Here is a 15,547-nt window from a genome sequence, read left to right as displayed (position 1 = left end):
GGCCGCCCTCGGCGCTCGCCCTCCGTACGGCATCTCCCGCTTCGGCCCGTGAAGCCGGGCGTCAGGCCCGTCCGTGCGCCTCCTGGGAGCGCCGCGACAGCGCGTCGATGACCACGGCGGCGAACAGCACCCCGCCCGTGATCATGAACTGCACGGCGGCGGGGGTGTCCGTGATCGCCATGCCCGAGGCGATCGACTGGATCACCAGCATGCCGAGCACCGCCGTCCACGTCGAACCACGGCCGCCGAACAGGCTGGTGCCGCCGATGACGGCCGCCGCGATGGCGTTGAGCAGCAGCACGCCCGAGCCCGAGGTCTGGCTCACCGAGGTGATGCGCGAGGCCAGGAACAGACCGCCGATCGCGGCCATGGTGCCCGAGACCGCGAGTACCGCGGTCTGTACCCCCGTAATCCGCAGGCTGGCGCGCCGGGCCGCCTCGACGCCGCCCCCGAGGGCGTAGACCTGGCGCCCGTAGTGCGTGCGGCGCAGCACGATGTCCAGGCCGGCCACCACCACGAGGAAGATCAGGAGGGCGAGCGGCAGGCCCTGGAACCGGTTGAGCAGATACGCCACGGTGAACGCGATCACCGCGAGGCCTCCCGCGCGCAGGGCGATGACCTGGAGCGAGCGGTGCGGCATGCCGGCGGCCGTCCGGCGCCGCAGATCCAGGTAGGAGACCAGGAAGACCATCCCCGCGGCGAGCGCCGCCAGTCCGTAGGCGACGGCGTCGTCGGTGAAGTAGTAGCTGGTCAGCTTGGCGATGAGCCCGTTCTCGTCGAGGTTGATGGTGCCGCTGGTGCCCAGGATGTACAGCATCAGGCCGTTCCAGGTGAGCAGCCCCGCGAGCGTGACGACGAACGCCGGCACCCGCGTTCTGGCGAACGAATAGCCCTGCACCGTGCCCGCCGCCGTGCCCGCGAGCACCGCGATGATGAGCGCCAGCCACTCGGGCACGCCGTTGTTCACGTTCAGCACCGCGAACACGGCCGCCGCGAGCCCGCTGATCGAGCCGACCGACAGATCCAGTTCACCGAGCAGCAGCACGAAGACGATGCCGACCGCTATCAGGCCCGTGCCGACGATGTCCACGCTGAGATTGGACAGGTTCCGGGGTGAGAGGAAGTTGTCGTTGAGGGACTGGAAGGTGATCCAGACGACGGCGAGGACGACGACGACGGGGAGCGAACCCACTTCACCGGCCCTCAGCTTGCGCCGCGAGAAGGCGACCCAGCTCTCCAGGGTCCGGGCGACGGACGACCCGCGGTGCGCCTTGCGGGCCTCGGCGGTGGGTGCGGAGGATTCGGCCTGCGGGGTGTCCGCCGTCTCGCGCGTACTTTTCACCTCGGCGCCTCCTGACGGGCTCACCACGCCGCCTCCTGGTGCGCCGGCCGGCGGGGCGTGTTCTCCGTCGCCCCGGTGATGCAGGAGATGATCTGTTCCTGCGAGGCGGTGTTCACGTCGAAGAAGCCGTTGTTGCGGCCGAGCCGCAGCACGGCGGCCCGGTCCGCGAGGGCCTTGACGTCGCCCATGTTGTGGCTGATCAGCAGGACACCCAGGCCGCGGTCCCGCAGTTCGTCCACCAGGTCAAGGACCTCGTTGGTCTGATTCAGGCCCAGTGCGGCGGTCGGCTCGTCCAGCACCAGGAGCCGGGGCTCGCCGAGGAGTGAGCGGGCGATGGCGACGGTCTGCCGCTGACCGCTGGACAGCGACACCACGGGGGCGCGCAGCTCCGGGACGCCTCTGGTCAGGCGCTCCAGCAGGGCGAGGGTGCGGCGCTCCATCTCCATCTCGTCGAGGAAGCCGTATCTGCGGATCTCGCGTCCCAGGAACAGGTTGCCGACGATGTCGAGGTTCCCGCACAGTGCGAGGTCCTGGTAGACGGTGGCGATGCCGAGGTCGCGGGCGTCGTTGGGGCGCCGGATGTGGACGGGACGGCCCTCCCACTCGATGACGCCCCGGTCCGCGGGGGCGACGCCGGAGATCGCCTTGACCAGGGTGGACTTGCCGGCGCCGTTGTCGCCCAGGAGCGCGACGACCTGCCCGGCATGGATCTCCAGGTCGATGTCCACGAGGACCTCGACGGCGCCGTAGCGTTTGCACACGCCACGCAACGCCAGCAAGGGGGCAGCAGGCACGGAGAACCATCTCCTTCCCGTGGCCCGGACGGCGCCGGGGCAGAGGTCAGGTCAGCCCCGCCCTGGCACAGGCGGCGCCGAGACCGGGGGTGCAGATCTGCCGGACCGTGTACACGCCGTCCTTCACCAAGGTGCTCTTGATGTTGTCGGCGGTCACGGAGACCGGGGTGAGCATGACCGCCGGAACCGTCTTTCCGGTGTTCGTCCTCACCTCGTCCTTGCCCACACGGTCGAGGTTCTCGCCACGGGCGGCGGCCACGACCATGGCGGCGCCGGCGGCGGTCTCCGGCCGGAAGGGCTTGTAGACGGTCATGTACTGCTCGCCGCGGACGATGCGCCGCACGGCGGAGAGTTCGGCGTCCTGCCCGGTGACCGGGGGCAGCGGGTCGACCTTGTTGGCCTTGAGCGCGGAGATGCTGCCGGCGGCGAGGCCGTCGTTGGCGGCGTAGACCCCCTGGATGTTGTCGACGCCGAGCGCGGAGATGGCGCCGGACATGTTCATGTTGGCGCTCTCGGGCCGCCACTGCAGCGTGTCGTACTCCTTGCCGATCTTCACCTTGCCGGTGAGCACGGACAGCGCGCCCTCCTTGAACAGCACCGCGTTGGGGTCGATGGGATCGCCGTTCATCATGACGATCTGGGCGCCGGGCACCTTGTCGCCCATGGCCTTCAGCAGCGCCCGGCCCTGCAGTCTGCCGACCTCCTGGCCATCGAAGGAGACATGGCCGGCGATGGGTCCCTCGGCGAGGCGGTCGTAGGCGATGACCGGGATACCGGCCTCGTCCGCCTTCTTGACCGTGGTGGCGAGCGATCTGGAGTCCACCGCCACGAGCAGGATGGCATCGACTCCCTGGGCGATCAGCGAGTTCATCTGCTGCTGTTGCGTCGCCACGTCACCCTTGGCGTTGCCGTGCTCGATCGTGCACGTGGGGCACAGTGCCCGGATCCTCTTGTTCAGCAGCGGCCGGTCCTGGGTCTCCCAGCGGGCCGTGGTCGCGTCCGGCAGCAGCACACCGATCCGGGGTCCGTCATCCGGCTCGGAGGTACTCCCGCCGTCCGTCCCGCAGGCCGCGAGGCCGACAGCGACGGAGATCGCGATCATGGAGAGGGCCGCATTCCTGATGGGGGCCTTCGAACGGGAGAACTCACTGGTGAGCATGGCGACACCTGGCCTTCTCACATGTCGACCACTTGGTCAGTGTGACACCGGGTGTCGTGATCTGCGAACGCAGCGAGGGCGCCCGGCAGGGTGGGTAAGCGGGCAGATATGTCCGGGTCATCCATATATGCGATTCTGGTGTTCAGGCGTCGCCTCACCGCGCTCGAACGTGCTGCGAGCGGGCGCCCCGATCTCCTTCGGCACCTCCGGCAGGGACGGGAGGAAGGTTGCGGACATGCCTCACGACGGCCGGGCCCGGACCGGAGTTTCGGCGCCGGGGGCATCCGGGGCCGGCACCGCGGACAACGGCTCAGCGCCCTCGGGGCCCGAGGCCGCCACGAGTGATCGTGCCCTGACCTTCGCCGGAGCGGCACTGGCGGCGCTGTACGCGCCCGCCGCCGGGGACGAGGAACTCGAACTGCTGGAGACGACCGGCGGCGCTCCCGAGTACCGGCTGCCGAAGCGGCTTTCCCTGTCGGGCGGTTCGGCCGCGGCCCACGCCTTCCGCACCGACCGCCCCATGTGGCTGAACGCCGCGGCTCTCGCCGCCTACCCCGAGGGCGCCCCCACCCCGCCCAGAGCGCGGACGGCGTCGCTCGGCGCGCTGCCGCTGGGGGCGGACGGGGAGCGGCTGGGCTGCCTCGTCGTCGTGGGGGCCATCGCGGACGGCTTCGACGCCGGGCAGCAGCGCTTCCTCGAGCGGTACGCCGTCGCCGTCGCCTGCGTACTGCGCGCCGGCGCCGAGGACTCCCCGCTGAGCCGTGCCCTGCGGGGGCTGCGCGTCGGTTCGTTCGTGCTGGTGCCCGACACCGGCCTGATCGAGGCCGACGATGCGCTGCTCGAAATCGTCGGCATCACGCCGGACGACTTCGACGGCAAGGTGGACACCCTGCTCGCGCACGCCCTCCCCGAGGACATGCCCGCGCTGATGTCCGTCACGGAGCCGTCCCTGCACGCACTCGGCCGACGGGAGCTGGAGTTCCGCGTCCGCCGCCCCAGCGGCGAGGTGCGCTGGCTGAGCCTGAGCTGCCGGGTCCCGGCGAGCGCCGACGACGAGCCGGAGCGGGTGCTGGGCGTGGTGACGGCGACCCAGGTCAAGAGCCGTGGCGTCGACGACGTTTCCCGGATCCAGTGGCTGACCGCCGCACTCGACGAGGCCGCGTCCGTCGGTGACGTCGGACAGGTCGCGGTCACCGCCCTGCGCGAGCCCTTGGGCGCCGACCGGGTGGCGCTCGCCGATGTACGCGACGAACGGCTCATGGTCACCCTGCTCGACCCGCCGGATCCGGACTCCTGGCCGCAGCTGTGGCGCCCGCAATGGCGTTCGGAGTGGCCCGACGCACCCATCAGCGCCCTGCCCACCCTGCAACTGGCCCTGCGGGACGGCCGGATGGATCTCTGGCCCGCCGGCACGGCCGTCGAACCGGGACTCGCGGGCGTCGGCCCCGGCGGACTGGCCGTTCTGCCGCTCCCGGCCAAGGGCAGCGTCGCCGGGGTGTGCCTGGTGGGCTGGGAGGAGCCGCACGAGTTCATCCCCGAGGAGCGATCCCTGCTCACCGCCACCGCGGCACTCGTCGGGCAGGCACTCAAACGGGCGCACGCCCACGACGCCGAGCAGGAGCTCGCCACGCTGTTGCAGCGCAGTCTGCTGCCCCGGCGCCTGCCCGAACTGCCCGGCGGGACGGCCGTCGCCCGCTATCTGCCGGCCCGGCGGGGGCTCCAGGTCGGTGGCGACTGGTACGACGTCATCGCCCTGTCCGAGGACCGGGTCGCGCTGGTCATCGGCGACGTACAGGGGCACAGCGCCGCCGCCGCGACGATCATGGGCCAGATGCGCACCGCGGTCAGGGCGTACGCGGTGGAGGGCCATCCGCCCGACGTGGTCGTGGCGCACGCCAACCGCCTCCTCGTCGGCATGGAGACCGACCTCTTCGCCACCTGCTGCTATGTCGAACTGGACTTGGAGGAGGGCACCACCCTGTTCGTCCGGGCGGGCCACATCTCGCCGCTGCTGCGCCATCCCGACGGCTCCACCGAGGAGGTGCTGATCGAGGGCGGGCCCCCGCTGGGCATTCTCGCGGAAGCTGAGTTCCCCCTGACCGCGGTCGCGCTCACCCCCGGCACGGTGCTCGCCCTGATCACCGACGGCCTGGTCGAAGCCGCCGACCTGCCCCTGGACGTCGGCATGGAGCGCACACGCACCGCGCTCGCCGGGGCCGATCCGACGGATCCGGCGCGGATGGCCGACGCGCTGCTCGGCGACGGCGGCCGCCGTGAGGACGACGTGGCGCTGCTGCTGCTGCGCTACGACGGCATGAAGACCCGGCCGATCCGGGCCGGCTGGGTGGTGTGGCGACTGCCCGACGCCGTCATGCACGCCCGCCGCTTCACCGCCCGCACCCTGCGCCACTGGCACGTCCAGGAAGCCGCCGACGCGGTGCTGCTCGTGGTGTCCGAACTGGTCACCAACGCCTTGGTGCACACCCAGGGCGCGGTCCGCCTCGACCTGGTGCTGCGCGGCAACCGGGTCCGGGTCAGCGTGAGCGACTCCTCGCCGCGCGCGCCCGCCAAGCCGGTGATCGTGGACTGGGAGTCGACCGGCGGCAGGGGCCTGCTGCTGGTCGAGGCGGTGTCGGACGCCTACGGCACGGTGCCGGTGGCCGGCGGCAAGCAGGTGTGGAGCGAGATCACGGTGCCGCGGGGCGAACCGGCCACCGCGGACGCGAAGGCATGACGGAAGGGAGGAGCTGCGATGAGGACCCGTACGCTGCCGGTCGTCGCGGCGCTCGTCACAGGACTCGTGATGGTGCCCCTGGCCGCCTGCGGCGACGACGACGCGGCGGGCTCGGACAGCAGTTTCACGGTCGGCCTGCTTCTCCCGAACCGGGTGACCCCCCGCTGGGAGCACGCCGACAAGCCGCTGATCGAGAAGCGGCTCAAGGAGCTGTGCGACGACTGCACCATGATGTACGCCAACGCCGAGAACGACGCGGCGAGGCAACGGGAACAGATGTCGTCCATGATCACCAAGGGGGCGGACGTCCTGATCCTCGACCCCGCGGACAGCAAGGCACTGCGCTCCTCCATCCAGGAGGCACGCCGGTCGGGTGTCCCGGTCGTCGCCTACGACCGGCTCGCCGAGGGCCCGATCTCGGGCTTCGTCAGTTTCGACGGCGCCAAGGTCGGCAGGATGCAGGGCGAGGCCCTCCTGAAGGCCATGGCGAACCGGGGGAACGGCAGCACCGTCGTGATGATGAACGGCGATCCGAGCAGCGCCAATGCGGTGTGGTTCCGCCAGGGCGTGATGTCCGTACTCTCCGGCAGGGCGACGATCGCCAGGTCGTACGACACCGCGGGCTGGAGTCCGGAGAACGCCCACGCCAACATGTCCGCCGCCATCGCCTCCCTGGGGGCGGACCGCATCAGCGGCGTCGTGGCGGCCAACGACGCCATCGCCTCGGGCGTCATCTCCGCCTTCAAGAAGGCCGGCGTGACGGACCTTCCCCCGATCACCGGTCAGGACGCCGACCTGGAGGCGGTGCGGCGCATAGTCGGGGGCGAGCAGTACATGACGGTGTACAAACCGTTCGAGAAGGAAGCCGCCGCTGCCGCCGCCATGGTCGTCGCCCTCGGGCGCGGCGAGGACGCCGAGGACGTCTCGACGACGAGCATCGACAGCCCCACCGACGAGGACATCCCCTCCATCCTGCTCACTCCGATCCTGGTGACCGCCGCCGACATGGAGAAGACCGTCATCCACGACGGCGTCTTCACCGTGGAGCAGATCTGCATCCCGAAACTCCGCGCCGCCTGCGTCAGGATCGGGCTCGCCGGATGAGGAGCACTGGTCGGCGGGCCAGGTCGGGCGCAGCATGGGAGAGAAACGACCGACGGAGGTCAGCCATGAAGACCGGAGACTCGGACTACGACCGCTGGCTGTACTCTCACACCCCCTCCCAGGCCGAGGGGGAACGCGAGGAGCCGCCCGGGCGTGCGGCCATGGAGCGGCATCCGCAAGTCCCCAGGACCGAGCCGTCCCAGGCCGAGGGCGAGCGGATGGACGACACCGGGACCAAGTGACCTACGAGCTGCTCGGCGTAGGGTCATCCGGCGCCGGACGAGGCGCCGGCGGAACGGCGGGCCCAGGCCGGCGTCCAGATCTCGCCGTCCGGGCGGTCGTGGTGCAAGGAGGCCAGATACGCGCGGAGTGCGGCGAGGGCCGGGTGCCGGTTGTCGGCTCGCCACAGGAGTGAGTGCGGGTAGACCGGGGTCGGGTCGCGCAGCGGGATCAGCCGCATCTCGTATCCGGCGGGCCGGATCAGGGGCGTCTGCACGCCGAGGAACGTCGCCAGCGTCGAGGAGGCGGCGACCCTCTCGATGAGTGCCTCGACCCCGAAGTTGGGGCCGGACGCCTCGATGGTCAGCCCGAACTCGGCGGCCAGCGCCTCGTAGTACGCGGTCCACTCCGTGCCGGGGACGTTGCCCGGCATCCAGATCCGGTGCCCGGCCAGCTGGGCCGGGGTGACCGCGGTGGCACCGGCGAGCGGGTGGGCGGGACCGGTGAACAGATGGAGCGGCTCGTCGCTGACCGGGGTGATCTCGATGCCGTCGGGGATCGGCTGACCGGGCATGGTCACGGCGCGGAAGGTGGCGTCGATGCCGCCGTCCCGGACGGCTGCGACGGCCTCCTGCGAGCCGGCGAGGGTCACGACGTCGAGATCGATCCCGGGACGGTCGCGGTGGAAGCCGCGCAGCAGACCTGCGAGCGAGGCCCGACGGCCGATCACATCGACACGCAGGGCACGACTCCCGGGTCGCACGGAGGCCCTCGCCCGTGCCTCCGTCCGGAGGAGGGCACGGGCGTGCGCCAGGAACGCCTGCCCGTCGACGGTGAGCTCCGCACCGCGCGGCGTACGGGTCAGCAGCCGCACCCCGAGCTCCCGCTCCAGCGCGGCGACACGCTTGGAGACGGCCTGCTGGGTGAGGGACAGATCGACGGCGGCCTTCTGGAACTGACCGGCGTCCGCGACGGCGACGAAGGTTCGGACGGCGTTGAGGTCCACGTCGGGCAGCCTATGCGTACGACGTGTGGTCGTGCCCGCGGCTCTAGAAGCCGTCCACACCCAGCTCGGTGATGCCTGCGTAGAACCAGCTCCACACATGGCCGCTGGGCGTCGTGCGGTCGAGCAGGCCCGGGGCCAGCTCGTCGATCTCCGCCAGGAACACCGCCGTCACCGCGTCCTGGCCCCGCTCCACCGGATAGGGGTGCCAGCAGGCGTTGCTGTAGCGGTAGACCGCCTCCAGGACGCGTGTGAAGACATCGAGGTCCGGAGCCAGTTGTACGAGTTTCCCGCCCGCCTTGCGGTCCAGCAGGCTCCACATGTGCACGGACCCGTTGTGGCGGTGCAGAAACAGCTCGCCGTAGTCGACCTGGCCGAAGGCGATCAGATCCGAGGTGCGCACACCGTCGGGCAGGCCGTTCCCCGAGAGGTCGCCGTCGGCCGGAGGACGCATGGCGTCGGCCGGCCGCGCCTCGTACTGGGCGCCATGGCACATCCACAAGGTGGGGAGGCCGATCTCCCGCAAGTGCCTCCTGCTTCCCGGGTGTTCGAGGCCCTCGGGAAGGCCGCTCTCCGGGATGCGCATCACGTGCCGTTCCCCGAAGGCGTCATCGACGCGGGCCGGGGTGAGCGGGCCGGTCGGCCGCCGCAGCTCCGGTTCGGGATCGGGCAGCGCCTCCTCGGACGAGGAGCAGTCGATTCCCTCACCGCGCGGCCAGTCCAGCAGTACCTTCTCGTCCGCCTCCAGCACCGCCAGGCCGTGGTTGCCGTTGACGAGATACCGGATCCTGCCCTCCTCGGCGCTGAACGCGGCCGCGTGCTCCCAGCTCTCCGGCGCGACCAGGTCGAACTCGTACAGCTCGGGCGCGTTGAGGGCTTCCAACGACAAGGGCGCCTCCGGCAAAGGCTCCTGGACCCGGACCTGCAGCCTCCGACCGGTCTCCGCGTCGAGCCAGGTCGGGCCCCGCCAGTTGTCGGCGACCTCGATGAGCTCGCGGCCCTCGTGGAGACGATGACGAACCTGGTAGTAGTCGCCGTTCAGACTCGGGTTGGCCACGAACCAGTTGGCCGGCCGCCACCACGCCCACACCGTCCGCCATGGCATCTCCGGCTCGACCGCCGCGATCGACTCGGCGTACTCCTCGTGGCCGGTCGCCTTGGCCGCGAAGTGCAGCCAGGAGGCGAACTCGGCGGGTGTGACCTCCGCGTTCCCGAAGATCGCCTCGGCCTGGAGGAAGACCTCACGCCCCACGCCGTCCACAGCGTCCCCGGCGGCGATGCGGTCCCGCACCGCCGCGCGGTCGGCGGTCAACAGCCGTGCGGGGTCGGCCAGTACGTCGTCAAACTCAGCACACATACGGCCATCCTGTCACCCTCCGGTGACGCCCCGGGTTGACGTCTCCAACGCTGAACTCAAGCCCCCTATACATCGGATGAGTTGGAGACTCCTGATGTCGCTGAGGTCATTGACAGGTTCATGAGCCCTGCTAGGTTCCGCGATACACCCGATGTATCGAAGATCCGTCAGGTCTGGAGGACAAGGATGACCTCACAGCCGGAGCAACGTTCGACGGTGGCCCGCCGGGCCTTACTCGGCACCGCGCTCGGCGGCGCGGCAGCGGCGGCCCTGCCCGGAACGGCCCACGCGGAAGAGCCCATGGAGAGCGTGCCGCCCGCCGCGGCCGGCGGCACCAGACGTCCCTGGCGTCTGCGCGACACCATGACCACCGACGGCGCCTGGGCGGGATTCCTGCGCGGCCAGGATCTGCGGTGGGCCAGGCTGCCCACTCGTTGGTACGAGGGCCCGTTCCTCGGCGACGGGCTGCTCGGCAGCATGATCTACCAGGAACCGGGCGCCAACCGCATCCGTTTCACCGTCCAGCACGGCCGGGTCCAGGACCACCGGCCGCAGTTCGGCAGCGGCTGGGGCACCTGTCGCCTCCCTGTCGGACACCTCACCCTCGACCCGGTCGGCACCGTCACCGCCGTCGACTGGCGGCTGAGCCTGTGGAACGCCGAACTCACCGGCACCGTCACCACCACGGCCGGCACGCTCACCCTCGCCGCCCTCATCCACGACGAGGTCCTCGCCGTCCGCGCGACGGCCGACGGCGACGAGCGCGTCGTCTGGACCTTCCACCCCGAGGAGGCCGTCAGCCCGCGCAAGATCAGCGAGGCTCCGCCCGCCGGCTACACCGCCAACCCGCCCTGGACCACACGGACCACCTCCGACGGCACCGAGCAGGTCCTCCAACCCCTCACCGGCGGCGGCAGTACCGCCACCGCGTACCGCCGTACCGGCGACGACCTGCTGCTCAGTGTCGGACACGGCTTCCCCTCCGCCACCGCTGCCGAGACCGACTCACTGCGCAACCTGAGCCGCGCGACGTCCTACGGCGACCTGAGACGACGGCACACCCGTTGGTGGCACGCCTTCTACCGCAAGAGCTTCGTGTCCTTCCCCGACCAGCGGCTGCAGAGCTTCCACTGGATCCAGCTGTACAAGGTCGCCTCCGCCAGCCGCGCGGGCGGCCCCGTCATGGCGACCTGCGGGCCCTGGCTGGAACCCACGCCGTGGCCCGCGGTCTGGTGGAACCTCAACGTCCAGCTGGAGTACTGGCTCATCCACGGCTCCAACCACCTGGAACTCGACGCGCTCGCCACCACCCTGCGCCAGAGCCAGGAACAGCTCATCGCCAACGTGCCCGCCGCCTACCGCGCCGACAGCTCCGGAGTCGGCCGCAGCTCCGACATGTTCGCCAACCGCGGCGTGGGACAGCCGGGCACCGGCGCCGAGACCGGCGACCTCACCTGGGCGCTGCACAACGTGTGGCTGTCCTACCGCCACTCCATGGACGAGGCCCTGCTGCGCGACACGATCTACCCCGTGCTCCGCCGGGCGATCAACTACTACCTGCACTTCCTCACCCCCGGCAGCGACGGCAGACTCCACCTGCCGAGCACCCTCTCGCCCGAGTACCCCATCGTGCCCCCGAAGGACACCAACTACGACCTCGCCCTGATCCGCTGGGGCTGTCGAACACTCATCGAGTCCGCCGAACTCCTCGGCATCGACGACGAGTTGACGCCGCGCTGGCAGGAGGTGCTGGCCTGGCTCACGCCCTACCCCGTCGACGGCAACGGCTTCATGATCGGCGCCGACACCCCGTACGCGCAGTCCCACCGGCACTACTCGCACCTGCTGATGGTGTACCCGCTGTACCTCGTCAACTGGGACCAGCCCGAAAGCCGCGAGCTGATCACGAAGTCCGTCGAGCACTGGCACGCGCTCACCGGCGCCCACCGCGGCTACAGCTACACCGGGGCCGCCTCGCTGTACGCGATGACCGGGGACGGCGACACCGCGATCGGCTACCTGAAGAAGTTCTTCGACCCCACCACCCGGTACCCCTGCCAGGCCAACACCCACTACACCGAGGCGGGTCCGGTCATCGAGACGCCGCTGTCCGCCTCGCAGTCCCTGCACGACATGTTCTGCCAGAGCTGGGGCGGGGTGATCCGGGTCTTCCCGGCCGTGCCCACCGCATGGGCGGACGTCACCCTGCACGACTTCCGCACCCAGGGCGCCTTCCTGGTCAGCGCCGTTCGCAAGGCGGGCACCACCAGGTTCATCCGGATCAGGAGCCTGGCGGGCGAGCCGCTCCACCTCCGCCACGGTCTGACCGGCACCCTCACCGTCCTCCTCGACGACGGCACCCCGGCCCGCACCCGCGACCTGGGCGAGGGCACCCTCGCCATCGACCTGCCCAAGGGCCGCGAGGTCCTCGTCCACTCCGGCTCCCGCCCCGACCTCGTCATCGCGCCCGTCGCCGTCGGCGAACCGGGTCCGGCCTGGGGACTGCCGTAGCCACCGTCCGAAACCACGCACAACAGGGAGGGTCCACATGGCGGTTCCCCTCAGGACCGCGGTCGCCGTGCTCAGCGCCGGGCTGGTGGCCACACTTCTCACCAACGGGCCCGCGCGGGCCGACCAACGCGAGCACGTCTGGACGGTGTCCGGCCCCGCCGCGCACCAACCGACAGCGCGGATACGGCTGGACGACACGACCGGCACCGTCAGTCTCTCGGTGACCCGCGGCGGCCGTACGGTCATCGAGCCGTCGCCCGTCGGCATCGTCACCGAACAGGCCGACCTCTCCGAGGACTTGCGCTTCCTGCACCGCAAGAGCCGGATGGTCGACGAGCGGTACCGGGCCAAGTCCGGCAAACGACTGGAGCGCCGGGTCCGGATGAACGAGACCCGGCTGTCCTTCGCCACGTCCACGGGCGCCCGGCTCGACCTCGTCGTCCGCGCCTCCGCCGACGGCGTCGCCTACCGGTACGTCCTGCCCGCCGGATACGGCGACGTGCTCGGCGAGTCCTCCGCGTTCAACCTGCCTCGGGACGCCGGCGCGTGGCTCGGCACCTACCGGGTCGACAACGAGGGCCAGTTCGCGCAGTACACCGCCGCGACGGCACCGACCGGCGAGTACTCGGACCAGGCACTGTTCGAGACCGACGGCGGCTACACCCTGCTCGCCGAGTCCGACCTCACCGGCGCCTACTCCGGTGCGCGGCTCGCCCACGACCAGGGCACGGGCAGCTACCGCATCAAGCTCGCCGACGACCGCGTCCCCGCCGACGGCCCGCTCGCCACCCCCTGGCGGGCGATGGTCACCGGCGACCTCGCCACCGTCACCCGCTCCACCTTCACCGACGACCTCGCACCCGCCTCCAAGGTCCCCGACACCTCCTGGATCAAGCCCGGTACCGTGCTGTGGACCTGGCTCGCGGGCGGCAAGGAGGCAGGTCAGAGCCTCGCGGCACAGAAGGCCTACGTCGACTACGCCGCCGAGCGGAACTGGCCGTACGAGGCGGTCGACGCGGGCTGGTACTTCAAGGCCGACGAGTGGGACACCACCGACCCCGACTGGCAGACCGACAGCTGGATGCCCGAACTGGTCGACTACGCACGCGCCAAGGGTGTGGGCATCATCGTCTGGATCCACCAACGCGACCTCGACACAGCCGAGGAGCGTGCCCGGTGGCTGCCCACCCTGGAGCGGTGGGGCGTCAAGGGAGTCAAGATCGACTTCATGAACTCCGAGGCGCAGCCCATGCTCCGCTGGTACGACACCATCCTCACGGAGACCGCCGCCCACCACCTCATGGTCGACTTCCACGGCTCGACCGTTCCCAAGGGTATCCAGCGCACCTGGCCCCAGGTCATGACCCTGGAGGGCGTCGCCGGGGAGGAGAAGCGCACCAACACCGCCGCCCACCTGACCACCCTGCCCTTCACCCGCAATGTCATCGGTTCCATGGACTTCACCCCCGGCGCCTTCCAGCGCGTCGGGCTGCGCCCCAACTCCGACGCCGCCGAGGTCGGGCTCACCGTCGTCGCCGAGTCGGGCCTGCAGATGTTCGCGGGCACACCCGAGTCGTACGACGAACGTCCCCTGGCCCGCGCCTACTTCGACCAGGTGCCGGCGGCCTGGGACGACACCCGGCTGCTCGCCGGCCGGCCAGGCCGGGAGGCCGTGCTCGCCCGGCGCAGCGGGGACCGCTGGTTCCTGGGCGGGGTGTATGCCGGCGCCGCCCGCACGGCCGAGGTGCCCCTGACCGTCGGCCCGGGGCGGTGGCTGGTCGAGACGGTCGAGGACGGCGCCACCGGCCTCGTAGGGAACCTGCGGGTACTGCGCGGCGGCGACACGCTGAGCGTGGATGTCGTCGCCAACGGCGGCTTCGCCGGTATCGCCTGCCCCTGGCGGCCGGGAATCACCACCTGTCACCGCTGAGCGGGGCCGTCCCGGCGGTCACGTGGACCCGCCGGGACGGCCGCTCCGCTGGATGTTCACATTGATGAACATTGCTCATGTGGGTGTACAGCGCGGAGCCTGTCGTGCAAGGCTCGGTCAACTTCGTTCTCCCGTTGACCAGTTGGAGGGACCGGCATGAGTGTTTCCCGGCGTACTGTGCTGGCTACGGCGGCCGGCGCCGCGGCGCTAGGTGCTTCCGTGGCACCGGCCGTGGCAGCGGAAGCGACCGCCGCTCGGACACCGGCACCGACCCTGCGGAAGTTCCGCGCGGCGGCCGACTACGCCGTCGACAAGCTCCACGCGGTCGCACCGACCGTGACCGCCTTCCCCGTCGGCACCAAGTTCGAGAAGTGGACCTACTCGCAGAACGGCGACTGGGTCGGCGGGTTCTGGCCCGGCACGCTGTGGATGGCGTGGCTCTACAGCAAGGACGACGCCTTCCGCACCTGGGCGCTGGCGTCGGCGGAGAAGCTGGCCCCGCGCCAGTACGACACCGGCACGCACGACCTCGGCTTCCTCTTCTACCCGTCCTGGGTCACCGCCTGGCGGCTGACCGGCGACGACAGGTGGCGCACGGGTGCCGTCAGGGCGGCCGACTCCCTGATCCAGCGCTACAACCCGCGCGGGCGCTTCCTCCGGGCGTGGGGTGCGCTGGGCGACGAGCGGAACGCCGGCCGGGTCATCATCGACACCATGATGAACCTCGACCTGCTGGCGTTCGCGAGCGGCGAGACCGGCGACCGGAAGTATCTGGACATCGCCGTGGAGCACGCCAAGACCGCCCAGCGGGTCTTCCCCCGCCCGGACGGTTCGACCCCGCACGTGTACGACTTCGACCCGGCGAGCGGTGCCGCGATCGGCCCGAACACCGTGCAGGGGTACAGCCCCGCGTCGTGCTGGTCGCGCGGACAGGCGTGGGGGCTGTACGGATTCACCACGATGTACCGGCGCACCGGGAACGCCGAGTTCCTGGCCACGGCCCGCAAGCTCGCGGACTTCGCGGTGGGGGCGCTGACCGCGGACCACGTCCCCGTGTGGGACTACCGCGCTCCGCAACAGCCGTACGACATCAAGGACGCGTCGGCCGGCGCGATCATGGCGTGCGGGCTGCTCGACCTGGCCGCGGCCACCGGCCGACAGACCTACCGCGAGGTGGCGCTGCGGCTGCTCAGCGCGCTGGCGGAGAGCTGTCTGACGAGGAACTCGACCCGCGCGGACGCGGTGGTGGCCCGCTGCACACGCAACCGGCCGAGCGAGGACGGGGTCGAGATCTCGCTTCCGTATGCCGACTACTACCTGTTGGAGGGCATCCTGCGGGTGTTGCAGCCGCAGGACGTCGACCGGGCGATCGACCTGTCCACGGTCTGATCGCC

At 70.9% G+C, this 15,547-nt stretch carries 11 protein-coding genes; 6 read left to right on the top strand and 5 right to left on the bottom strand.

Annotated features, from left to right (window positions below; translation table 11 throughout):
* Nucleotides 1–61 precede the first annotated feature (61 nt).
* Genes ACFQ6S_RS36610 through ACFQ6S_RS36600 form a run of 3 tightly spaced genes read right to left on the bottom strand, consistent with a single transcriptional unit; the run spans nucleotide 62 to nucleotide 3,295 of the window.
* On the bottom strand, nucleotides 62–1,342 hold the full coding sequence (locus ACFQ6S_RS36610) for a sugar ABC transporter permease (RefSeq protein WP_383419334.1): 1,281 nt from the start codon (nucleotides 1,340–1,342) through the stop codon (nucleotides 62–64).
* Nucleotides 1,343–1,362: 20 nt separating this feature from the next.
* Entirely contained in the window at nucleotides 1,363–2,136 is a 774-nt protein-coding gene (locus ACFQ6S_RS36605; RefSeq protein WP_383419332.1) for an ATP-binding cassette domain-containing protein, read from the bottom strand.
* 46 nt (nucleotides 2,137–2,182) lie between these two features.
* Nucleotides 2,183–3,295 (bottom strand): substrate-binding domain-containing protein, encoded by a 1,113-nt coding sequence (locus ACFQ6S_RS36600; RefSeq protein ID WP_383419331.1) that lies wholly within the window; start codon nucleotides 3,293–3,295, stop codon nucleotides 2,183–2,185.
* Between the two features lie 235 nt (nucleotides 3,296–3,530).
* Between ACFQ6S_RS36600 and ACFQ6S_RS36595 the strand changes: the two genes are divergently transcribed.
* The 3 genes from ACFQ6S_RS36595 (at nucleotide 3,531) to ACFQ6S_RS36585 (ending at nucleotide 7,375) form a co-directional block, all read left to right on the top strand.
* Entirely contained in the window at nucleotides 3,531–6,029 is a 2,499-nt protein-coding gene (locus ACFQ6S_RS36595; protein ID WP_383419329.1) for a SpoIIE family protein phosphatase, read from the top strand.
* A gap of 18 nt (nucleotides 6,030–6,047) precedes the next feature.
* Nucleotides 6,048–7,133, top strand: coding sequence for a sugar ABC transporter substrate-binding protein (locus tag ACFQ6S_RS36590; RefSeq protein ID WP_383419327.1), 1,086 nt, complete (start codon nucleotides 6,048–6,050; stop codon nucleotides 7,131–7,133).
* A gap of 65 nt (nucleotides 7,134–7,198) precedes the next feature.
* On the top strand, nucleotides 7,199–7,375 hold the full coding sequence (locus ACFQ6S_RS36585; RefSeq protein WP_383419325.1) for a hypothetical protein: 177 nt from the start codon (nucleotides 7,199–7,201) through the stop codon (nucleotides 7,373–7,375).
* A 23-nt stretch (nucleotides 7,376–7,398) separates the two neighbouring features.
* Here the strand turns inward: ACFQ6S_RS36585 and ACFQ6S_RS36580 are convergent, their stop codons facing one another.
* A complete protein-coding gene (locus ACFQ6S_RS36580) occupies nucleotides 7,399–8,358 on the bottom strand; it encodes a LysR family transcriptional regulator (protein WP_383419323.1) in 960 nt (319 codons plus the stop codon).
* A gap of 43 nt (nucleotides 8,359–8,401) precedes the next feature.
* Nucleotides 8,402–9,712, bottom strand: a complete 1,311-nt coding sequence (locus ACFQ6S_RS36575; RefSeq protein ID WP_383419321.1) for an SUKH-4 family immunity protein — start codon at nucleotides 9,710–9,712, stop codon at nucleotides 8,402–8,404.
* Between the two features lie 186 nt (nucleotides 9,713–9,898).
* Between ACFQ6S_RS36575 and ACFQ6S_RS36570 the strand changes: the two genes are divergently transcribed.
* The 3 genes from ACFQ6S_RS36570 to ACFQ6S_RS36560 all read left to right on the top strand — a co-directional run bounded on the left by ACFQ6S_RS36570 (nucleotide 9,899) and on the right by ACFQ6S_RS36560 (nucleotide 15,542).
* Entirely contained in the window at nucleotides 9,899–12,223 is a 2,325-nt protein-coding gene (locus tag ACFQ6S_RS36570) for a Tat pathway signal sequence domain protein (RefSeq protein WP_383419320.1), read from the top strand.
* A 37-nt stretch (nucleotides 12,224–12,260) separates the two neighbouring features.
* On the top strand, nucleotides 12,261–14,153 hold the full coding sequence (locus tag ACFQ6S_RS36565; protein WP_383419318.1) for a glycoside hydrolase family 97 catalytic domain-containing protein: 1,893 nt from the start codon (nucleotides 12,261–12,263) through the stop codon (nucleotides 14,151–14,153).
* Nucleotides 14,154–14,309: 156 nt separating this feature from the next.
* Nucleotides 14,310–15,542 (top strand): glycoside hydrolase family 88 protein, encoded by a 1,233-nt coding sequence (locus ACFQ6S_RS36560; protein ID WP_383419316.1) that lies wholly within the window; start codon nucleotides 14,310–14,312, stop codon nucleotides 15,540–15,542.
* Nucleotides 15,543–15,547 lie beyond the last annotated feature (5 nt).

This window comes from Streptomyces sp. NPDC056479 (genome assembly GCF_042795335.1).
GTDB lineage: Bacteria > Actinomycetota > Actinomycetes > Streptomycetales > Streptomycetaceae > Streptomyces.
The sequence above is the reverse complement of the archived record's forward strand: the minus strand, read 5'-3'. Positions and strand labels throughout refer to the sequence as shown.